Origin of the sequence: Paenibacillus caui, assembly GCF_019904135.1 — a bacterium.
Classification (GTDB): Bacteria; Bacillota; Bacilli; order Paenibacillales; family Paenibacillaceae; genus Fontibacillus; species Fontibacillus caui.
This window is the reverse complement of record NZ_JAIOGQ010000011.1, coordinates 3,937-27,317: the sequence shown is the minus strand read 5'-3', so window position 1 is coordinate 27,317 and position 23,381 is coordinate 3,937. Positions and strand designations below refer to the sequence as shown.

The 23,381-nt window shown below is 56.5% G+C and carries 5 protein-coding genes; all 5 read right to left on the bottom strand.

Annotation, left to right across the window (positions count from 1 at the left end; all coding sequences use genetic code 11):
* Window positions 1-13: 13 nt before the first annotated feature.
* From K7397_RS08340 to K7397_RS08320, 5 genes are read right to left on the bottom strand one after another with little or no spacing between them, the layout of a single operon-like run.
* Complete coding sequence (locus K7397_RS08340; RefSeq protein ID WP_223067489.1) at window positions 14-964, bottom strand: ACP S-malonyltransferase; 951 nt, start codon at window positions 962-964, stop codon at window positions 14-16.
* Window positions 961-2,133: an acyl-CoA dehydrogenase family protein gene (locus K7397_RS08335; protein ID WP_223067488.1), complete on the bottom strand. Its 1,173-nt coding sequence runs from the start codon at window positions 2,131-2,133 to the stop codon at window positions 961-963. The genes K7397_RS08340 and K7397_RS08335 overlap by 4 nt, the downstream gene beginning before the upstream one ends.
* A complete protein-coding gene (locus K7397_RS08330) occupies window positions 2,130-2,384 on the bottom strand; it encodes an acyl carrier protein (protein ID WP_223067487.1) in 255 nt (84 codons plus the stop codon). Before K7397_RS08330 ends, K7397_RS08335 begins: the two co-directional genes overlap by 4 nt.
* Window positions 2,381-6,670, bottom strand: a complete 4,290-nt coding sequence (locus K7397_RS08325) for a beta-ketoacyl synthase N-terminal-like domain-containing protein (protein WP_223067486.1) — start codon at window positions 6,668-6,670, stop codon at window positions 2,381-2,383. Before K7397_RS08325 ends, K7397_RS08330 begins: the two co-directional genes overlap by 4 nt.
* Complete coding sequence (locus K7397_RS08320; RefSeq protein ID WP_223067485.1) at window positions 6,663-23,381, bottom strand: non-ribosomal peptide synthetase/type I polyketide synthase; 16,719 nt, start codon at window positions 23,379-23,381, stop codon at window positions 6,663-6,665. The genes K7397_RS08325 and K7397_RS08320 overlap by 8 nt, the downstream gene beginning before the upstream one ends.

Here is a 23,381-nt window from a genome sequence, read left to right as displayed (position 1 = left end):
CCGGCTCCGAGCTTTATACCAGAGCCTGCAACAGCCGCTGCCGGTCTGAGGTTTCATCAAAGGCGTAACCGTCCGGAACCCTTGAATTTTCCCTCAGTAGGTTGCGGACAATCACGCCGGGCCCAATGTCTACCCACAGATGCACGCCCCGTTTCAGCAAATGCCCAATTGCCTGGTTCCAACACACCGGGCGAACCAGTTGACTGCTCAAGAGCGGCGGGATCGCCTCCGCCGTGGTGACCAGCTCGCCTGAAACCGTAGACCAGACCGGAAATGCTGGAGGTTGAAAGGTTAAGGTGGACAGCGCCTCATCCAGCTCCGGCCGCATGAATTCCATAAGCTGGCTATGATAGGGGGCATCCTCCTTCATCGGCATCATGCGAAACGGGATCAGTTCGCCGCCATAGGGTTCTATCGCTTCCTCCAGCAAGCGCAGGCCACCGGCGGTCCCGGCCACGATGAATTGCCGCGGCGAATTATAGCCCGATATCGCCACATATTCGCGTTCGTCAGCCCGCAGCGAGGCCACGACCTGCTCCAGTTCGCTCTGGGGCATATCGATCACAATGCCCGCTCTGCCTTTGCCTTCCTGAACCGCGCGCTTCATTAGCGCGCCGCGCCGCTGTACATAACGAACGCCTTCGGCGAACGGCAGCGCGCCCGCAGCGATCATCGCAGAAATCTCACCCAGGCTATGCCCGGCGGCATAATTTGGGCTTGCGCACGTCTCTCTCGCAAACAATCGGTACAGCGCATAGCTCGCGGTGACGACCGCAGGCTGGGCGATGTCCGAGCGGGTCAGCTCCTCCAGTTTACCTTCTAGCACATGCCTGCGCAGGCTAAAACCAAGGGCTTCATCGGCCTCCGCAAAAATTTCAGCGACCATGGGATCGGTGGAAATCAGCTCCCTGCACATACCGAGGTATTGACTGCCCTGACCAGGGAACAGGATCGCGATGGTCATCTTTTACTCCCCCGTTTGAAATACTCCCTAAGCCCGTAGTGCGAAATCATTTCCTGCTGTATTTGCGAAGAGCCTTCGATAATTTCAAGCACCTTGGCTTCGCGATACAGCTTGGCGACCGGATACTGATCCGTGATCCCATTTGCCCCATGAACCTGCAGTGCATCGTTCACGACTTCCACGGCCATTTTGGAGGTGAAGTATTTGGCGATGGTTGTCTCGATCGCCGCATCCGGACTCCTGTCCCTTCGAAGCTCGCCCGCTCTCAGGCAGAGCGCTCTTGCCGCATGCACCTTGGTCACCGCATCGCCGATCATACCGCGGATCAATTGAAACTGGCTTAGCCTTTGCCCAAACTGCTCCCTGCTGCGGGAATAGGTGACCATGGCGTCCAGCGCTTCCTGGGCGATGGCCAGTCCCGCCCATGCGATACTGTACCGCCCGTGATCGAGCGCGGTAGAAACGACATATTCAAAGCCGCCATTCATCCGCCCGATCACATGGCCTTTCGGCACCTTCACCTCCGTCAGATCGATCTCGGCCAAATAGGTATCTCCTCCGGCCATTAATCCCTCTACCCGCCGCGTCGCAACGCCGTCAAAGGTCCGCTCCACCAGAAAGGCCGTGCTTTTCCCGTTGTTCGCCGCCAGCACCACAAACACATCGGCCAGATCCCCATATGTAATCCATTTCTTCCGGCCATTCAGGACGTAGTGCCCCTCCTCCTCGCGCCACTGCGTCCGGATGTTCTTCGCATCCGAGCCGATATCGGGCTCAGACAAGGCAAATGCCCCGATCCACTGGCCGCTTGTAAGCCGGGGCAGCCAGAGCGATTTCTGCTCGGGCGAGCAAAAGCGCAGCAGCGTCTCGGATACCAGCGAGGTGTGCACGGTGAGCAGGCTTCTGACCGCCGGGCTGGCCTTGCCGAATGCCTCCGTGAACAAGCCGTAATATACCGGATCGAGCCCCAGTCCCCCATATTCCCGCGGAAGGGAGGCAGCTAAATAGCCGTGATCCGCCAGCTCGCGGATTAAGCTTCCGGGAATCCCTTTCTCCGCTTGAAACAGTTGGACGCAGGGACGAATCCTATTGCGGACAAAGGCCTCCGCTTCCTTGACAATCGCCTCCTGCTCCGTGTCAGCGCTCAATCCTACAGTACCGGCGTTCATTCCGCTACCCTCTCATTCAGACAATCGCTCAGATACCCGGCAAAATCGGCGATCGTCTTGTATTCAAACAGGGCAACCGGACTGATGTCGATGTCCAGGCGCTTTCGGGCGCGATTAATGATTTTCAGCGCCTGAACCGAAGATACTCCAATCTTCAGGAAATTCAGCCCTTCGTCAATGTCCTCGGGCTGTTGGTTCAGCACAGCGGCAATTTCCGACTTGATAAACGCCTCGATCTCTTCTCTTGTCATACGATCCCTCCGCTTTTTTCCTTATTTCCTTTCCCGATCCAATGGGCGTGAGGCTCGAACGGATAGGCGGGCAGATGAACGATCTGCCCGGTTCCGTTCGGATGAACCGCCTCCCAATCCGGCTCGGCACCGAGGACGTACAGTTGCCCCAGTGTGCGCATGATCTGGCGGCCCAGTGCTTCTTCTTCTCCGAAAGGCAGATCAATCACGGCGGTTTGCTCCGCCACCTCCCCCGGCAGCCGCCCCGGTGGCAGACCGATAGCGAGTACAATATCCGCCCGGAGCATGGTTTCCGTCTGTCCGTCTTCCTCGCCCCAAGGCTCTCCCGCGATGCACTGGTTCATCAACCCGGGCCAATCGGTTGGTCTGTCGAGCAGCGGTACGAGCGACGCTCCGGATCGAAGTCCCTGAACCCGCACAATGCCCGGCATTACCTGCATTAACGCGGAGAGATACGCGTGCCAATACACGAGCCGAAGCATCTTCGCCGCCATATCCGGCGCCGCGCTGTCAGCCGTCTCCAGCGCAGCCCCGACCTCCGCGACCCCATCCAAAGATCCCCTTGCGCCAGGAGCCAGCGGGTCCGCTGCGGCATTCCAGATATCGCCGAGGATAATGCCTACACGGGCCGGGCGGCTCCGAAGGGCTTGTCCCTTGACCCATCCCGAGAAGACGAGCGTCTTGCCGCCTACCTCGGCTGCGAGACAGGCCGCACGGTAACGGTAGTGCTTCCGGTAACGGTTCCGCGTATAGCAAAGATCAGCGGCATGCACCTGCCCATGCTGTTCAAGATAACCCTCGGTGTTCGCGATCAGCCGCTCCAGTGCGCCAGGGGTTTTGGCCGAAAAGGTCAGGATCTGTTCGCCCTTAGGGCGGTGAAGTGCTGCAGTCTCCTGCCATTCCTCAAGGACAATATGCGCGTTCGTCCCTCCCAGGCCAAAGGAGCTGATGCCCGCTTTGCGCGTATGCCCGGCCGGCACGGTCCATTCCCGCACCTCGTCCACGATATAGAAGGGGGACTTGTCCAACTGCAGCGCCGGATTCAGCTCGTTCATATGCAGACTGGGAACCAGCCGCTTGTGCTTCAAGCATAGCAGTACCTTGGCCAGGCTCGCCCCGCCTGAAGCCGGGAATAAATGACCGATATTCGTTTTTACAGAACCGATGCCAACCGAGACGCTCTGATCGGCCCCGCTCTCATTGAACAGCCGGGTCAATGCATGGACCTCGATTGGATCGCCGATTCTCGTGCCGGAGCCGTGCGCTTCCACGTAGCTGACCTCGATCGGATTCAGGTTGGCGTCCCGGCAGGCTTCCGAGAGCACTTCATACTGGCCTTGCGGATTCGGAGCCATAATGCCGAGCGAATAACCGTCGTTGTTAACGGCGGAGCCGCGAATGATCCCGTAAATCGGCTTATTCTCCCGTACGGCCGATGCGAGCGGCTCCAACATGACGGCCACCGCGCCTTCTCCAATCACCGATCCGTCCGCGCCCCTGTCGAACACCTTGGTGTGCTTGGTAGACGAGCAAATGCCGGCCTGCCGGGACAGGGAATGGACTGTAGGCGTAGCCAAAATGTTGGCGCTCCCCACTACGGCACCAGCAACCTGGCGGTCCCGGATGGCCGACGCGGCATAGTGCAACGCCACAAGGAAGGAGGAGCAGGCGGTATCAATCGCCAGAGCGGGACCGGTGAAATTGTACAAGTGCGAAATTGTCGCCGCCGCAATATTGGACATATTGCCCACCATCGCGTTGGGATGAATCCATTGCGTTCCGTTTTGCTCGATATGCTCCGCCACCAGACTGTAATAGGTGCTGGGGTTTAAGCCGACATATACACCGATATGCCTCTTCTCGTCCTCCCCGGCGAGCATCCCGGCATCCTCCAGCGCTTCGTAGGAAACCTCCAGCAGGATTCGCTGCTGCGGGTCCATGAAGGCAGCCTCTTCCGGCGTCATTTCAAAGAACTCATGATCGAAACGATCCGGGTGTGCCAGTTCCCCCAGCCAATCGTCCCATTCCGGCCGTCCGGACAGTTTAGCACGCGAGGGGCTCACCCGGACGATACTGTCCTTTCGGCCCAGCAAATTGGCCCAAAACTGCTCTTGCGTGGAGGCGTCCGGCAAACGCAGCGCCAGCCCGGTGATCGCCACTGCGTGATGGATATTCAAGCTGTTGTTTAGGCGCCAGACACCCGCAGGACAATTCGCTGACTTCGGCAGATCCTGCAGATACTCGGCCATTTCGCGAACCGTGCGGCAAAAGACAAACAGCTCTGAACCAAGCTCCCGGCCAAGCCGTTCGGACAGGCCGCCGAGTACCTGATAAGCGCGGATCGAGTTGCCTCCAAGGGACAGGAAGGGAGCATCCCGGTCAATCCCGTTCGCCGGCAAGCCGAGTGCTTCCGACCAAGATAGCCGGATCAATCTTTCCAGCTCCGCTTCAGTCCGAGCATTCGGCTTCTCTTGACGCATCTCCGGACTCGCCCTTATACGGTCCTCTTGAGGTTCCTGCGGAAGCTCCGTTTGCCGCTCCCTAAGCAGGGAACCTATCTCCTTAATATCGCGAGCAAAGTCACCGTTCTCATAGCCCTGCTGCAATACATACCGCTGAACCTTGCCGCTTGTCGTCTTGGGAATCGACTTGATCGGCAGCACGTGAGCAGCCTCCAGCCCCAGTTCGGTCCGCAGGAGGCGGATCACCCCTTCGCGAATCGGCAGAAATCGGTTGTAATCCGCTTTGTATTTGATGAATACCAGCAGTTCCTCCACCTGCATCCTGCTGTTGAAATGTCCGGCCACGGCCAGATTGCCCCTCGGAATCCCCTCCAGCCGGTAAATGACCTCCTCCAGATCATGAGCGAAATAATTCTGCCCGCGAATAAACAGGATGTCCTTCATTCTTCCGCTGACAACCAGAGACTGGTCGGCCATAAAGCCAAGGTCTCCCGTACGGAGCCAGCCGTCGACAAAAATGTCGTTGTTGACATCGGGCAGATTGTAGTATCCCGAGGTAACCGATTCGCCCCGAATCTGGATTTCCCCGACCTTTCGTTCGTCCAGGGTGTTCCCCTCTTCATCCGCGATCCGGATTTGGATACCTGTCATGGCATAGCCCTCATGCACGAACTCAATCGCATCCGGCTCATCGGGATCAACCACCGGAATGGCCATCCCCTCATTCACAAGCTTGGACCGGTAGATCCGCTCAACGCGGGGCTCGCTGCCCACTCTGGAGGTGCAGACGCCGACCGTGGCTTCCGCCATTCCGTACGCGGGAAACATCATGTTGGACTTGTAGCCGCATACGGCAAATTTCTCCGTAAATCGGGCGGTGACTGCCGTGGAGATGGGCTCCGCCCCGTTCAGCGTGATCCGCAAAGATGACAGATCCAGTGTCGACAGCTTGGAATCGGGAACCTTTTGAACCATCCAGTCAAAGCCGAAATTGGTGCAGCAGAACCATTTTCCCCGATGCTCGGTAATTTTCCGCAGAAACAGATATGGCGAGCGGACAAAAGTATACGGAGACATCACCATAATGTTCGCCGCGCTCAGGATCGGGGTCAGATGCTGGCCGAACAGGCCCATGTCGTGGGTATGCGGAAGCCAGGTAAAGACGTTGTCCCCTTCCTCCGAGCCAAGAAAAGTCTTGCAAGAAATGCTGTTGGCGATAATGTTGTGATTCGTCAACTGCACACCTTTGGGAATTCCCGTACTTCCAGAAGAAAATTGCAAAAACACAATGTCCTCGGACCGGGTCCAGAATATGTCCGCCTGCTTCGCCCGGTCGCCATGCAATTCTTCAACCGAAATCAGGTTCAGGCCAGCAAACGACGGGTGTTCCCGCAGCGCTTCATAGCGGTCGCGGTAAGCTCCCTCAACGATAACGACCGGTTTGTTCAGCACCTCCCATACCCTGGTGAACTTCAACAGACCGGTTGACCCCGGCTCCCAGGACGTCGGCGGGCTGATCGGGGCGGCAATGATGCCGCCCAGCATGCAGGCCCAGAACACGCGAAAAAATTCGAACGATTGATCGATCTCCAATATGGCGATGTCCCCCGGCTTTACGCCCTGCTCATGCAGGCGTAGCAGATAGCTGCGGGCATATTCCACAAGCTGAGGATACGATTCAAAATACTCTTCCCCGGAGGAATCGATATACGTGATCCCTTTCTCCGGATGGGTCGAAGAGATATGCATGATCAGCTCCGCCACGGTCGCATATTGCTCCGGCACATGCAGCGGAGGTCCGTATTGAATAGCCTTTTTAGACATTTTCAACCTCCATCGCTTGATATTGAATTCGCAGCTTGGCCCTCCGGTCCACATGCTCGGCTATGGATTGCCGCATGCGCTCTATGTTCAGTCCCGCAGCAGACGACACCTCTACATAGAAGCTGTCCTCGTCGTAATGCATGACTAGCTCTATTCGGGCCAGTGCGCTCCGGCTGCGAAGCTCGTCCGCTTCCGGCACCTCGATACGATGCTCCTTGGGAATAAACCCTTGGAAGTTGAACAAAATCAGTTCGTTGGGACTCCCGTCCAGCTTGAAGGCAGAGCCGAGCAATTCGCGGATCTTCCCATACCGCTCGGAGAGCGAGCGGTCATGTACCAACGCCATAAAGTTGACCGCATAGCGCCGGGCGTAATCCAGCCGATCCGTGACATCGGCTTGCCGAATATCCGGTCCGGCTACTAACGGAATGAGGTCCAAAAACTCGCCGACACAATGATAGAAGCGGGCATCGCGGTAGCTTCTGCCATAGTTTACCAGCGCGATCGGAAGCTCCTGCAATTCGGCGTATCCCGCGATCGCACGTACGAATTGGTCCAAGACTGCCCACCATTGTTTCTCCAGATCCGTTTCGGACAGCGGCATTTGAATCTGCAGCTCGCACGGTTCGCATCCCGCAATCGCTTCAAGACGGGTGAGCATCCGGCGGTTGTCGGCCTCCCAGCGCCGCAGATCATAACGACCGACGATTTCCTCTTCATCCACGTCAGCAGGTCCGGCTGACAGCAAAGCCACATAGTCCCGATATTGCAGCGGCGTTCCGGCAGAGGCGGGGGCTTCGCCGGAATCGGTATTTCGCACCGCCGGCGGCTCCTCCAGTTGCCGTTGAATCACCTCGGCGCTCATGCCGTCGAAGACCATATGGTCAAAGCCCCAAATGACCTGATGCTGATCGAAGCGGGTGCGCAGGATACCCACTCTCCAGGGCAGCTCTCCCCGACGGCAGGGTGCGAACAGCATCGCTCTCCGCAGCTTCTCTTCAATCATATGCTTCGTATCCTCCGTGTACTGGCGCAAATCGATATAGGGGATATACTGCGTCAGCAAACCGGCAACAGAAAAACAATCATATTCCTGCCAGAACAGCTCGTCATCCTCCCAGGCAAAGCTGTGAAGGAGTTGATGCCGACCGACGGCCTCCACAACCCGCCGCTTCACCTCGTCCTCTTCGAGCTCCCCGTTCACGGCAGCTATAAATCCGCTGAAGCGCGAGCCCATCGCGGCATGCGCCCGCTGTACGGGTGCAAGCGGGAATCGTGCAAGCTGTCCGGCAGACGCCATGAAGTCAGAGATCATGGTGCATCCATACTGAGCGTGGCTTACCAGACGATCGACCTGATGTTCGCCCAGCGAGATCGGGGAAATCGGCCAAACGGCATCTGCTCGCCGCTGGGCAGGCGGATATGACTCCGTCTTGGCTGATTCATGCTTATTCACCGCCAGCACGGAAGCGAGCTTCTCCGCCGTGGGGTACCGGAACAGTTCGTTGATCTTGAGACGAATGCCCCTTTCGGACAGCAGCTTCACCAGCGCAATGCCCTTGATCGACTGTCCTCCGTGCCGGAAGAAATCGTCGGTAACCCCGATGCGCTTGTGCCCCAGTACCTGCTGCATGCTGTCAAGGATAAGGCGCTCCATCTCCGTGGATGGACCGTTTGGCCCTACTGCGGCCTCCCCCTGCTCACTCGGCGCGGACAATGCTTTGCGATCGACCTTCCCGTTCGGCGTTAGCGGCAGGCTCGCCACGCTAATCAGCCGTTCGGGAATCATGTATTCAGGCAGGCTGCGCTGCAATTGTTGCCGAATTTCAGCAGGGCCCGGGGTCTTGCCGCCATAAGTCGTATAGTAAGCCGCTATATAGAGACTGCCTGTCGAATCCTTGGCGGAAATCGTCACCGCCTCGCGAATGCCATCCAGTTGTCTGAGACGATTTTCGATTTCCGACAGTTCCACCCGGAACCCCCTGATCTTCACCTGGAAGTCATGACGCTCCAGAAAAACGACCGCGCCATCAGGCAGCCGTCGAACCAAGTCTCCCGTTCGATACAGCCGGTCTCCCTCCACAAATGGATTGGGTATGAAGCGCTCAGAGGTCAACTCCTTAAGGTTTAGATATCCCTGCCCCACTCCCGCTCCACCGATGTATAGTTCGCCTGCCACCAGAGGAGGGACGGGCTCGCCATCCGCATCCAGCACATACAGGGTTGTGTTGGACAAGGGATAGCCGATCGGCGCCACATGGAGATCGCCTGTTCCGATATCAAGCGGAAAATAAGTGGCGATAAACGTCGTCTCCGTCGGACCGTAGACATGAAGCAGTCGTCCCGGGCCGATATACTGCAGCGCTCTGCATACATGCACAAGTGAAGCGGCTTCCCCTCCAAACATCACTTTCCTGACATTCGCCAGACAGGTAACATCCCAGTCAACCAGCATATTAAACAAAGCAGTAGTAATGAAAAAGACAGTAATGCCCCGCTCCCTGATGCAGTTGGTCAATTGCTCCATGTCGATCAACATATCCTTGTTGATCAGCACCAGTCCCGCGCCGTTTAGCAGTGCACCAAAGATGTCGAAAATAGAGCCGTCGAATGCATAATTGGAAAGCTGCAGCAGGTGATCGTCCGGTTGAACCGTGATGAAATTGCTCGCGCGCATCACCTTGACCACATTGCGGTGACTGATCAGCGTCCCCTTCGGCCTCCCTGTCGAGCCGGAGGTATAGATCAGATAGGCGGTGTCCGTAGCCGTAGGTGAGGACGCACGGTCGGGGTAGATCCGCTCCGCTTCATAGACCGCATCCGGACTATCGAGCTCCAGAACTGAAGGAAGGTTATCCCATCCCGCGATGCTTTGGGCATGCGCTTTTTCCGTCAAAATCAGGCAGGCTCCGCTGTCGCGCAGTATAAAGGCTACACGTTCCTCCGGATATTTGGGATCTATTGGCACATAGGCACATCCTGCCTTGAGTATTGCCAGAATGCTTATGATTTGCAGCGGTCCGCGGTCCAATAAAATAGCCAGTCTCGAGCCCAATGACACGCCTTGATCAACCAGTCGCCCGGCAAGATGGTTCGCCCGATTGTTGAGCTCCGCATACGTCATCTCCCGCTCGTCCCAAATCAGAGCGGTGCGGCCGCCGTGCTGCTGCGCTTGCGCAGCGAATAACTCCGCCAGCGTGCTGTCCCGCGGATACGCTCTCTCCGTCGCATTCAGCTCATACAAGAGCCATTCGCGTTCGCGCGGTGTCGTTAGCGTCAACTCCCGCAAGGTCTGTACGCCGCCGGACACCAATTGGGACAGCAAATACTGCCACTTCTCACTGTACTGCTCTATGGACTCGTGCTTGAATAAGGCCGCATTGTATTCGATGTTCAGGCTGTAGCGCCGATCCTTCTCCAGCACCGTCCAGGTCATGTCAAACTTCGTATCGTTCACGTCAGGGTTCCAGGGTTCCAGCGTGAGATCTCCGATAGCCAGCTCCTCGGTTCCCATGTTCACGTAGTTCATTGCAATATCGAATAACGGGTTGCGGCTTGGATCCTTGGGCAGATCAAGCAGTTCAACCAACAGCTCATATGGAAAATCCTGATGCTCATAGCAGGCGATCAGCTTCTTCTTGATCGCTTGAAAATATTCGTCTAGAGTCCATTCCTTTGCCACCTGCGAGCGGATTGCCAGCATATTCACAAACATGCCGACGATGCCGTCCAGCTCGGGATGCCGACGCCCGGCAACAGCAGTGCCGACGACCATGTCCGTCTGTCCCGTATATTTCCACAGCAGCAGCTTCAACGTAGCCATGAACAGCATCGAAGGCGTGATTGCCCGCTCGGCGGACACCGCATTTACCCGTTCGCACAAGGACTCGTCCAGTGCCAGGGTGACTTGCCCTCCGTTGAAGGAGAGATTGCGCGGCCGGTTGAAATCAGTCAGCAGGCTTAGCATCGGAATCTCGCCTGCGAACTGCTCCTGCCAGAACCTTTTGTGCGGGGCAAATTGCTCGCTTTGGAACTGCCGATTCTGCCAGGCGGCGAAATCCTTGTACTGGATCGTCAGCGCCGGCAGTTCCTCTCCCGCATACAATGCGGCGAACTCCCGCAGCAGAATGGCAATGGAGGTCTGATCGGAAATCATATGATGCATGTCAATGAACAACGCATACCGCATCTCTCCAAGGCGCGTCAGCTTGACGCGAATCAGCGGCGCCCGGTACAAATCGAACGGCTGAACGTAATGCCGCATTTCTTCTACAATTCTGTCTTCAGTCGATTCCAGCAGTTCAACCGCCGATGGGACCTGCTCCTCGACCCACTGGACGATCTCTCCGTTAACGATGCCAAAACGGGTCCGGAAGGCTTCATGGCGCTGTACCAGCGCGTCGATCGCTTTGGTGAATCTGTCCGTGTCCAGCTCTCCCGTAATGATATAGAACGAAGCCAAATTGTAGGGCAATGCCTCCCCTGTCATTTCATGGACAACATACATTCGTTTCTGCGCCGAGGACACTTCGTAATAGGGCTGCTGTCCAAGCGCCGAAATTCCGCAGTCCCCGGATCGGGAGCTTATGCAATGCTTGATCAGCCAGTCCGCCATATCGGCGAAGACCGGCCTATTGAATATCTCGTCAAGCGGCATTTCCACGCCCATTTCCTGCTGAATACGGGCGGCCAGGGCGATCGCCTTCAAGGAATGCCCGCCAAGCCCGAAGAAATTGTCCTCTTCGTTGGCCCCGTCGCAGCCCAGCAGCTCCATCCAGAGAACGGAAAGCTTGCGGACAACATCGCCCGGATCAAGCACCGTGTGGTCACGCAGCGCCTCTGCTCGCGACTTCTGGCCCACAGCGCTTTGGGGAGCTCCCAGCATATGGTGCAGAGAGACGTCATGTTCATGAACGATACGGTCGAACGCATAGGTAGGCAGGGCAATCTTCCTCCGGTGTTCTTCTCCATTCAGCGCCGTCCAGTCGACTTCTGCGCCCAGGCACCATAGTTGCCCGACCATGCGCAGCAGGTACACATCATCCTCGTACGTCTCCCGCTCCGGACGAAGCAGCGATACCGCATTCCAGGACGGCGGAGCCGCCGAGCGTTCCAGGTTCGCCTCCGTCTCCGTATGCTTATAGGAGCAGATAAAGATGGGCGGCTCGCCGCCAGCGTTCTCCCATGAACAGGAGCTCCATTGCGGAAACAGCGGGGTCCGGCGGGGGAGTCCGACAAGTACATCCAGCAGTTCCCGATATTCTTCTTCCTCCGTACGATCTCCTTTCGTCAATGCTGCCGTCTGTACGCCCGGCTTAGTCGGCCAGGCGGCAGGTCCTGCTGCATAAAGTGCTCCAACGGCATCTTCCAGGGAAACTTCGCCGGTAACCGTCCATCCGCTCAATTCGCCGATTCCCTCGCCCAGCACGGCATCTGGCAACAGCCCGGACTTCATCAATGTGTTAGACAAGGCGTAATGAATGGCAAACATTAGAAAGAGCGGGGTCATCCCTTCCTTCGCACTGCCGTAAGCGATCGCCTGTCTGACCGCATATTGCTCGGCCGGATCCAAGCAGGCCAGCACTTCATCAAAGTGGGCACGGAACAGACGGGATACGCGGCTCTGGTGCATCGAGGCATACAGTTGCTTCGCCATGCCAGGATAGTTGTGGTTCGCCCCGGACAAGACCAGAACGAGCGGCCTTCTGCTATCCGGCACGCCTTCGTCCGGTCCGACCACGTAATCCGGTTCCCCATCCGGCATGATTCTGTTCACCACGACCAGCGCCTTGCGGTAATAAAAGGCGGCCCGGCCGGTCTGAAGCGTCCATGCAGCATCTGAAAGCTGAAGGTTCGGAGACCGCTTCAAATAACTCACTACTGCACCGGTAGTCCGATCAAGCGCCGTTTTGCTTTTGGCCGAGAAGGGCAGCAGGCTTATCGCCTCCTGCAGCCCGCCCCTTGGGGAAACAGGCGGCTCCTCCAGAATCACATGCGCATTCGTGCCGCCGATGCCAAAGGAACTGACACCCGCCCGCAAAATGCGATCTTGCTCGGCAATCCTCCTGGCTTCCGTATTAACATAGAACGGACTCTGCCGGAAATCGATCATAGGGTTGGGCTTATCGTAGTGAATCTGCGGCGGCAGTACGCGATGATACAGCGTCAGGACCGTCTTGATCAATCCGGCAACTCCTGCGGCCGCATCCAGATGGCCTACATTAGCCTTGACCGAGCCAATGGCGCAATAGTTCGTCTTGTCCGTATTCCATGCATGCTTGAGCGCCTCAATTTCAATGGGATCTCCAAGCTTCGTTCCGGTGCCGTGGGCCTCCAGATATACAATTTCCTCTGGAGCCACGCCCGCCTTATGCAGAGCGGACTTGATGACTTGAGCTTGTCCGGCTACGCTCGGAGCGGTGTAGCCCGGCTTCGCCGTTCCGTCGTTGTTGACAGCCGATCCTTTGATGATCGAATAGATGCAATCCCCATCCCGCAGCGCGGCCTCCAGCGGCTTCAATACTACGATTCCGCAGCCATTGCCGCTGACCGTGCCGGAGGATTGAGACGAGAAAGGACGGCAATGTCCATCTTTGGAATAAATCATGCCCTCATGCCATACGTAGCCCTCGCGCAGGGGGTAGGAAATCGAGACACCCCCCGCAAGGGCCATGTCGCATTCCCCCCCGGACAAAGCTTGAACCGCCTGATGAATGGCCACCAGGGAAGTGGAGCAGGCTGTCTGAACGGTAAAGCTCGGACCCCGGAGGTTCAATTTATGCGCAACCCGGGTCGCCACATAATCCTTCTCGTTCAGGGTCATGGCCTCAAACGCGTTCACCATGTTGCCTGAGTGTCCCAGAAATCTCGTCATCCACGGCAGGCTGAGCCCACTTCCGGCAAACAAGCCAATCTGTCCTTCATAGGTATAAGGGTCGCAGCCCGCATTCTCCAGCGCCTTCCAAGCGCATTGGTGCAGCAGGCGGATCTGCGGATCCATCGTATTGGATTCCTGATAGGTATAATTGAAGAACGGGGCATCAAAGTACTCCGTATCCTCCAGAACGCCCTTAGCCTTGACATAGTGGGGATTAGTCAGATCGGAGACGCTCACCCCCGAGGCAAGTAAATCCGCATCATCAAGCCGCTCGATCGCGTCGACCCCGTCCAAGAGGTTCTGCCAGAATTCCTCGATATTGGCAGCTTGCGGGAAGCGGCCCGCCATCCCAATGACCGCAATATCCGCCGCGCGCGACTGTGAATGGAGAGGAGCCCCCAGGGAAGCTGTACCCTCCGCAGATATCGGCGCGACGTCCTGCTTCGCAGGAACGAGCGTCGGTCCGGCGGGCGATGTCTTCTGATGCGGCGATACCCGTAAAGCCGGCTCCGCAAAAGTCGACCGCTTTACGGCATCCTCTTCGTGCAGGCTTTTCACCAACGAAGAAATGGTCGAATGCTCAAACAGCTTCACCAGCGGCACCGACCGCCCCAAATAGGCGTTCAGACGATTGTTGATCAGGATCAGTCCAAGCGAATTGCCGCCAAGATCGAAGAAGTGATCATGCACGCTGACGTTTTCCAGGTTCAATACGTCCTTCCACGCTTCGATCAGGATACGCTCCAGCTCCGTTCCCGCGGAGATCCGGACGTCGGCTTCTTCCTGCACCGGCAGGGGAGACGTCAACATCAAGGCGTTCCGATCAATTTTGCCGTTGGGCAGCACGGGCATGTCGGACACCATCACCACATGTGCGGGCACCATATAATGCGGGACCCGCTCTTGCAGCCAGGCCTTCAAAGCCGACGGGTGCTCCTGGCCAGCTTTCTGCCCCGCCTTCAAACAATAGAACAGGACAAGCTGTTGTGATCGGGGCCGGTCGCCCATCACCTTGGCCACCGCTTCGCGAATCCCGTCATGGGACAAGGCCAACTGCTCCAGCTCGGACAGTTCAATCCGGTAGCCGCGCAGCTTTACCTGCGTATCCAGTCTGCCCAGCAATTCAAGCTCGCCGCCAGGCAGCATTCTGGCACGGTCGCCGGTTCGATACAGGCGCTCTCCCGGCACATCCGGGCAGGTTACAAACCTTCGGGCCGTTTCCGCTTCATTATTCAAATATCCTGCTGCCAAACCTCGGCCGCCGATATGCAATTCTCCGTATACGCCGACAGGCTGCAGCTTGCCAGCCTCATTCAAAATGCATGACCGCGTATTGGCAATAGGCCGGCCTACTGTGATATGCCGCGCTGTCGTCAACTCCTTCACCGTGGACCAGATCGTCGTTTCTGTCGGACCATACATGTTGTAAATGCTCGCCGCCGAACGCTGTTGCAAATCATGCAACAGCGGAAGCGGGAAATTCTCCCCGCCGCTCAAAATACCGGTCAGTTGCCGAAGTCCTTGAGCGAATTCAGGATTTTCTGCAAAGGCCTTGATGCGCGATACTGTGCTCAAAATATGGGTTACACCGTATTCCACAATGCGCTTGCCCGCCAGTGCAGGATCAAGCTGCTCGCATTCATCGGCCAGGTAAAGGGAGTGTCCCGTACATAACGGGGTGATCGATTCAAAGGCAAAGATATCGAACGACGGCGTCGTCACGCTGATTACCCGGTCCGAGTCCCGCCGAAATATTCGACGTTCCCGCACATCCTCCACAAAATTCACCAGCGAATCCTGGCGAATCATCACGCCCTTAGGCCTGCCTGTCGAGCCTGAGGTAAAAATCACGCACGCCAGGTCAGCGGCAGTCGCTGCTTCGAGCTCCGGATTTGCCTCTGCGCGCTCATCTCGTTGCTGCGGATCGTACACCAGCCTCAGACCACCGAAGTCGATCCGGTCTCGGGTCGATGCCGAGCAGATAAGCATTTTCATACGGCAATCCCCGATCATCTGCAAAATGCGCTCGTCCGGGAAGCCCGGATCGATCGGAACATAGGCGGCCCCCGCCTTCATCACCGCGAGCATCGCAATCAGAAGCCCCTCATCTCTCCGGGACATGACGCCGATCAATTCATTACGGCGCACGCCTTGGTCAATAAGCTGCCAGGCCAGCACATTCGCCTTTTCGTTCAATTCGCGGTAAGTCCATGCGCGCCCCCCGGCAACAATCAGCGCAGTCGCATCGGGCTTTGTTTCTACCTGGCGCTGGAACATCCCTTGAATCCGCAGCGAGCGGTCGTAATCCAGCTCCGGGCCGCTGCCCTGGCGAAGAATCGCATGTTTCTCATCTGCAGGAAGCAGGTCGATTTCGGCGATGGTCATCCGCGGATTTCCAGCGACACAACGCGATATCTCCAGCAGATGCCGGATCATCCTCCGGGCGGTTTCCTCGCAAAATAGATCGGTGGCATATTCAACAAAGCCCTCGATAACCCGCTCCTGCTTGTTCTCTTGACAGGTCAACACCAGATCGTAGGTTGCCGTTCCCGGATCCGTGCGGTGCGAGCTGAATTGCAGTCCATTCAGCTCCAGATCATGCAGCTCCATATTCTGATAATCAAAGCAGACGTCGAACAGCGGATTCCGGCTGAAATCGCGCGAGACATGCAGATCGCGAACCAATTCGTCGAACGGATAATCCTGATGTCCGAAGGCTTCCAGCGTATGCCGCTTCAGCTCACTCAAGTATTCCGTGTAGGTCTTATCCGCCTTGGGCTCGCTTCTCATCGCCAGCATGTTGACAAACATGCCCGAGATTTCCTTCCATTCTTCCTGTGTTCGGCCCGCGACTGGCGTGCCCACCACGATGTCTTCCTGTCCGGAGTAACGCGCCAGCAGTATCGTCCAAATGCTCAGCATAACCATATACATCGTGGATTCGGAGGCACCTGCCATTTCAGTCAGCTTGGAGGTCAGAGCGGAATCCATGGCAAAATAGATACGTCTCCCCAGACGGCCTTTGTGCGCAGGACGCGGAAAATCCGTTGGCAGTTCGAGAACCGGCAAAGGGGAGGACAAACGGTTAAGCCAGTAATCGCGCTGCCCGGCAAGCTCCCCGGACGCCAGCTTCTCCTGCTGCCAGACGGCATAGTCCTTGTACTGCAGACAAACTGGCAGTGAATGGCCGAAATACAACGCATTGAAATCTCGGGTGATGATTTCCACCGACGTACCGTCGGCGATAATATGATGAATATCGAACAGCAGCAGATGGGTGTCCTCGCCGCTCTTGACCAGCTCTACTCGCAGCAGCGGCGCCCGGGACAAGTCGAACGGACGCACCCGTTCCCGGATCAGGTCATCGATTTCTTCGCTGCTATCTATTCTCCGCTCCGTATAATCGATGGACACTTTGACGGAAGATTGGATGATTTGAACGGCTTGACGGTCCCGAATCTCAAAGGTGGTTCTTAAGGATTCATGCCGCCGAATTAATTGCTCCAGCGCCCATTCTACCCGCTCTCGATCCAAAGGCCCGTGAATGATCGTGACCGAGGGCAGATTGTACGCTATACTTTCCGGAGCCAGCATCGCCAAGGCAAACATTCGCTGCTGGGCCGAAGACAGCGGATAGGCCTTGCGCGGAGCGGCCTGCAGGATGCCTGAGGAACGAACACCCGAAGGTTCCTGACTATTCAAGTAGCTTGCCAGTTCCGCCGGAGATGGATAAGTGAACACCTCGGAAATGTCCGCCTTCCGGCCAATGAGGTGCCGAATTGCCGATGACAGGCTGACCGCCTTGAGCGAATCCCCGCCCAGCGCGAAGAAATTGTCATCAGGCTGTATGGTCTCAATGCCTAAAACCGTTTTATAGGCCGTCAGAACGGCCGTCTCCAGCTCATCTCGGGTACTCGGGAAATTGGCCGGCTCCGTCTCCCGCTGCTGCAGATCTATGGCGCTTGCGGGCGCGCACCCGAAGGAAGGCGCGATTTGCGTATGAACCGGGAAATATTGCATATCAAAGGCATAGGTCGGAAGCGATGCCTTCAGGCGGACGGCCTCCCCCTTCAGCGCCTGCCAGTTGGGCCTCAGCCCTGCGCACCACAGTTCGCCGAGCTTCTTCTCGACATAGACCTCATCATGCTCGGTCTCCTGCGGATGACGCAGCATATTGATCATCTCGTGCGGCGCCTGATGGGCCGCATGCTGCCGGGCCATTGCCCCCAGAGTTCTGCCCGCTCCTACCTCGATGAAGACGGCATGTTCCTGCTTCAACACCTCGGCCAAATTGGAGGCAAACTGTACAGGCTGTAAAATATGCTTGGCCCAATAGGAAGCCGCTGTCATCTCCCGGGGCTGAGCCCATGTACCGCTTATATTGGATTGCAGCGGGATTTGCGGCTCCCGCAGAGCATAAGCAGCCAAAAAATGCCCAAATTGTTCGGCGGCATCCGCCATCATTGGGGTGTGAAAGGCGTGCGAAGTCTTTACGCGAATCGTTCTCCACCCCAGCTTCTCTGCCCTTTCTTCCAGTCTCCCGATCGCCGAGAACGTACCGCCCGCAACGCAGGAGCCCGTCGTATTAACCAGTGCCAGCCACGCCTCCGGCTCCGATTCCAATTCCAATTCCCGATTCACTTCTTCCGCATCCGCCATCACGGCCAGCATGACGCCCCCCGGCTGCCGCTGCATCAGTCTGCCTCGCATCCGTACGATAGCCACGGCATCGCTTAGATCGAATACCCCGGCAACTGCTGCGGCGGCCAGTTCGCCTATGCTGTGGCCGATCATGCCGTCAGGCCGAATGCCGATATCGATCAGCGACTTGGCCATAGCGTAGCTGGTCATAAACAAAGCGAATTGGCTATATTCGGTCTGATTGATCGCTAGCGGTTCCTGGTGCCCATAGACCGTTGCGAGCATCTCCTTCCGCTCCCCTTCCGGCAGCAGATCCAGCACCTGATTCACATACTGCCTGAATAATCCGGCCAGTCCTGTCGTGCGGGAGGACAAATAGAGATCGCGTCCCATGCCCTGATACTGGCTGCCTTGGCCGGGGAACATGAAATATACCGGGCGACGCACTGCTTGTGCCTTGCGGACAGGCGCATCTTTCAGCCTTTTTAATACTCGCTCCGGATCATCCCGCCAGCTATCGTCGATTACCAGCGCTTTGCGGTAAATGAACTCCCGCCGGCCCGTCTTGAGGGTCCAGGCTGCATCCGATACCGATTGCTCGTGATGGTGCAGCAGGTAGTCAATGACCCTGTCGGCCGTTTCGTGCAGCGAAGTCTCGGACTTTGCCGAGAAAATCAGAAGATTCACGTCATCATCCGGACTGCTTGCTTCCATCCTGGGCGCCTCCTCCAATATCATATGGGCATTGGTTCCTCCGACCCCAAACGAGTTGATCCCTGCGCGCAGCGCGGCGGTCCCGCCGTCCACAGGCTTCCACGGCACCCCGTGGTCATTCACCTTGAACGGTGTATTCGCAAAGTCGATCTTGGGATTCGGACGGCGATAGTTCACGGTGCCCGGAAGATAACGGTGCTTGAGGCTCAGGGCCACTTTGATTAGGCCGACAACGCCCGCCGCCGTATCCATATGTCCAACATTCCCTTTCACAGAACCAAGATGGCAAAATTGCTTGCGGTCAGAAGCGAAGGCTTGGGTCAGCGACTCTACTTCGATTGGATCGCCAAGCAGTGTGCCGGTTCCATGCGCTTCAATATAGGTGACCGATTCGGGATCGACCCTCGCCACACGGTAGGCTTCCCGGATGACTTCTGCCTGACCTTCGACGCTCGGCGCTAGAAAGCTTACCTTTTGGCTTCCGTCATTATTAATCGCCGAGCCCTTGATTACCCCGTAGATATGATCGCGGTCTTGAAGCGCATCCTCCAGACGCTTCAAGACGACAATCCCCATCCCGTTAGAGAATACCGTGCCGCTCGCATCCGCATCGAAAGGACGGCAGTGCCCGTCGGCTGAGAACATCATGCCCTCTTCGTAAAGGTATCCTCCCTCGTTGGGGAGCTCTACCGTGATGCCACCGGCAATTGCTATGTCGCATTCTCCGACGAGCAGGGACTGGCAGGCCAGATGAGGCGTAACCAGAGACGTCGAGCAGCCCGTCAGCGCGGTAAAGACAGGCCCTTTCAGATTCAGCTTGTATGCAATTCTCGTAGCCAGAAAGTGGTTCGTGCTGAGAGTGAACGCCTGATACTTGTTGCTGTAGTCACCCTCGCCAAGCAGGGCGGACCTGTACCATTCAAAGTCATCCGATCCGCCGAGAAATACGCCGATTTTACCGACATCCGCCTCAGGAACGCAGCCCGCATCCTCCAGCGCCTCCCATACCCCCCGATACATCAGGCGGAATTGTGGAGACATCATCCGTACTTCGGACGGCGTGTATTCAAAGAATCCCGGATCAAACTGATCCACTCCTTTCACACGTCCCTTGGCCTTGACATAATCGGGGGAACGCAGGAGCGATTCAGCGATGCCTATCTCCCGAAGCTCCTCATCACTATAGAAATAGATGCTTTCCCGCTGCTCGACCATATTGCGCCAGAAATCATGCACCGTATCGGCGCCTGGAACGTGAATGGACGCTCCGATGATGGCAATTTCCTGACGATGAATGGTGGAAGAACGACGGAATAAGGTCTTCCTGTCGACAACCGTCTCCGGCTGCTTGCCCGCTAGTTGGGCCGCGAACTCGCGAAGCTTCGGATATTGGAAGAACGCCGTAATCGGCAATTCCCGTTCGCTATGAAGGTTCAGCTTGTTGTGGGCCTGAATCACCGATACGGAATTTCCGCCGAGTTCGAAGAAATCATCCTCCAATCCGACGGCTGGAACCGCGAGCACCTCGCTCCATACGGCGGCCACCAGTTTCTCCGACACGGTCACCGGTTCCGCGTAGCGGACGGATGGCTGTTGTCGCATATACTCCGTATCGGCGATCAGTGCGTTACGGTCGATTTTGCCGCTGCTGTTGTGCGGGAACTGCTGCATATGCACAAAATAAGAAGGAATCATGTAGGCCGGCAGCGATTTCGATAAATGCTCCTTTAGCTCGGCAGATGCGATCTCTCTTTCGGATAAATAGTACACACACAGTACCGCCGGCTTGCCGCTCGGCTGCTTCACGACCGCGGCGGCTTGTACAACGCCCGGAAATTCGGCCAGTACATTTTCGATCTCTCCCGTTTCCAAGCGCACGCCCCGGACTTTCACCTGGAAATCGATTCTTCCTAAATATTCGATGGTTCCGCTGGGTAGCCAACGAACAAGATCGCCCGTACGATACATGAAGCGGAAATGCTTTGGGTCCACGCCTTCCTTGAAAAAGGGATTGGGGACGAACTTCTCGCCGGTCAACTGCGCCATATTCAAATATCCCCGCGCGAGGCCAACACCGCTTAGGCACAGTTCTCCTTGAATGCCGACCGGCTGGAGTGCACTCCGGCTTCCCACCACGTACCATCTCGATTCATTTAACGGATAACCGATCGGTACCGGAGCAGGGCTCTCGTAACCGCGCAGCGAATGGTGCGATACCCAGATTGTACATTCGGTAGGGCCATAGACATTCTCAAGGCTCGCCTTCAAATCCAGGCTGTTGAACTTCTGGATCAAATCCGGGGTTACTGCCTCTCCGCCCACGCAAACCCATTTGAGAGAGTTCAACTGGGCAACATCCCCTCTTATCTCCAGCATTTCAAGAAACAGCCGAAACAGGGTCGGAACGAAATTGATATGTGTAATTTTGTTCACGTATACTTGTTCGGCAATCAACTGCGGATTTTTCTCGCCCCCCGGCTCAAGGATGCAGAGAGAGCCCTCGCCCATAAACCAGCCGAACAATTCTGTAGCGGATACATCGAAGGTGAACGCCGTTTTCAACAGGTAGCGGTCATCAGCTTTCATGGGAAAACGCCGGTCGAGATCAAGAAGTGTATTGACCACGCTGTGGTTCTCTATCATGACTCCCTTGGGCTTGCCTGTCGAGCCGGACGTGTACATGATATAAGCCAGACTGTGCGGATCGAGGGGCTCATCCAGGTTTCGGTCATCGCCTTCATACAAAACACCTCCGTCCACGAACAGCATTGACACCTCGCCGTTTTCCGGAACAGGGCACTGCCGGGAAGTGATAATCGTGGAAATGCCAGCGTCTGCGATAATATAATCCATGCGCGCTGCCGGGTACTGCGGGTCAATCGGTACAAAGGCACATCCCGCCTTCAAGATTGCCAGCAGGCTGATAACCAGGTCGGCAGAGCGGTACAGTTGCACACCAACCGCTTCCTCCTTCCGCGTCTTGCCACGCAGAATATGCCGAGCCAACTGGTTGGCTTTGGCATTGACCTGCGCATACGTCTCTTGCCGTTCCCCCTCAATCAAGGCGAGGCGATCCGGATACCTGCGAACCTTCTCATGAAGCACCTCCGCAATATGCCGGGGGTGATACGGGAAATGAGAGGTACGATTAAAGTCCTGAAGAATCTGTTTCTCCTCGTCCTCCAAAAGCAAATTGATCTGCTCGATCGGCAGGTCAAGCTGCCGGGCAACGCCAGCCAATAACCGAAGAAATCTTTGTCCCATCAAAGCTATGGACGAGTCCGCGAACACATTCGTTTTATATTGAAGTCTGATCTGGTTGCGTTCCGGTGTCCGATGGAGAATAGCCATTAAGATGCCTGGAAAAGTTACCGCATCCTGATCCAGCAGCACCGTCTCCAGCGGATCCGGCTCTTCGTAGGCGTCATAGACTAATGAAATATCAAAAATAGATGGAGAACCGGGCATTGGCAAGAGCTTGCTGTCGCGCATCATTAAGTTGTTGGGGTAGCCGATGTTCTTGTACGTGCCAATCAGCTCTGTTGAAACCTGCTGTAAAAGGGATGAAAACGTTGAGAGAGGGGCGATCTTTAGACGTAGGGGAAGCATGTGCACAAAGCAGCCGATCGTTTCCTCCAGCGCCGTGCCTGGTCTGTGTGTAAAGGGTGAAGTGAAAATAATATCCTCGCTGCCCGAGTATTTATGCATGAGCACCGAAAAGGCTGCCATAAAAAACATATAAAGCGTGACTTCCTGCTCCATTGCCGACTGATTGATCTCCTCCAGCAAGGATCCGGGAAGATCGAACCGCATTTCCCTGCCTACCCCCCGGTCACGATGCCGAACGGGGAAGTCCGGCTTCAGGGCCAAAGGCTCGGCGCCTTTCAGCTTGTCCAGCCAATATGCCTTTTGCTTCTCGTATTTGCCCTTGGACAGCTTCGCATTCTCGTTATCCATGTAGGTGGTAAAGCCCTTGTCCTGCAGGAGGGCAACAGGTTGATGGTGCAGCAGGCATGTATAGAAATGCAGCAATTTGGTCTTGAACAATTCCAGAGACAATCCGTCGCAAATGATATGATGGATGCACAGCACAATCACGTGCCGGGCTTCCTCAAGCTTTACCGCCAGAATTCGGAACAACGGTCCCTCGTTCAAGGCAAACGGCTTGCCGATAACCTCCTTTATGAATTCCTGGAGCCTAAGCGGCACCTCGCCATAACCGTCCAGGTCGTGCTGCTCCAGAAGGCATTCCATCTGATCATCAATAGCCAGCACGGGCAGACCGTCCTGCATTTCCAGACGCGCCCTTAACACCTCCTGCTCGCTGGTGAGCAAACGGAGCGCATGTTCGAGATACGTGATCTGCAGATTCTCAATTCTTATTGCCGCTGAAATATTGTAGGATGTCGGATCATCAACTTGGCAGTCAAAGTAAATTCCTTTTTGAGTCTCGGATAATGCCACTCTTTTTGGAATCAA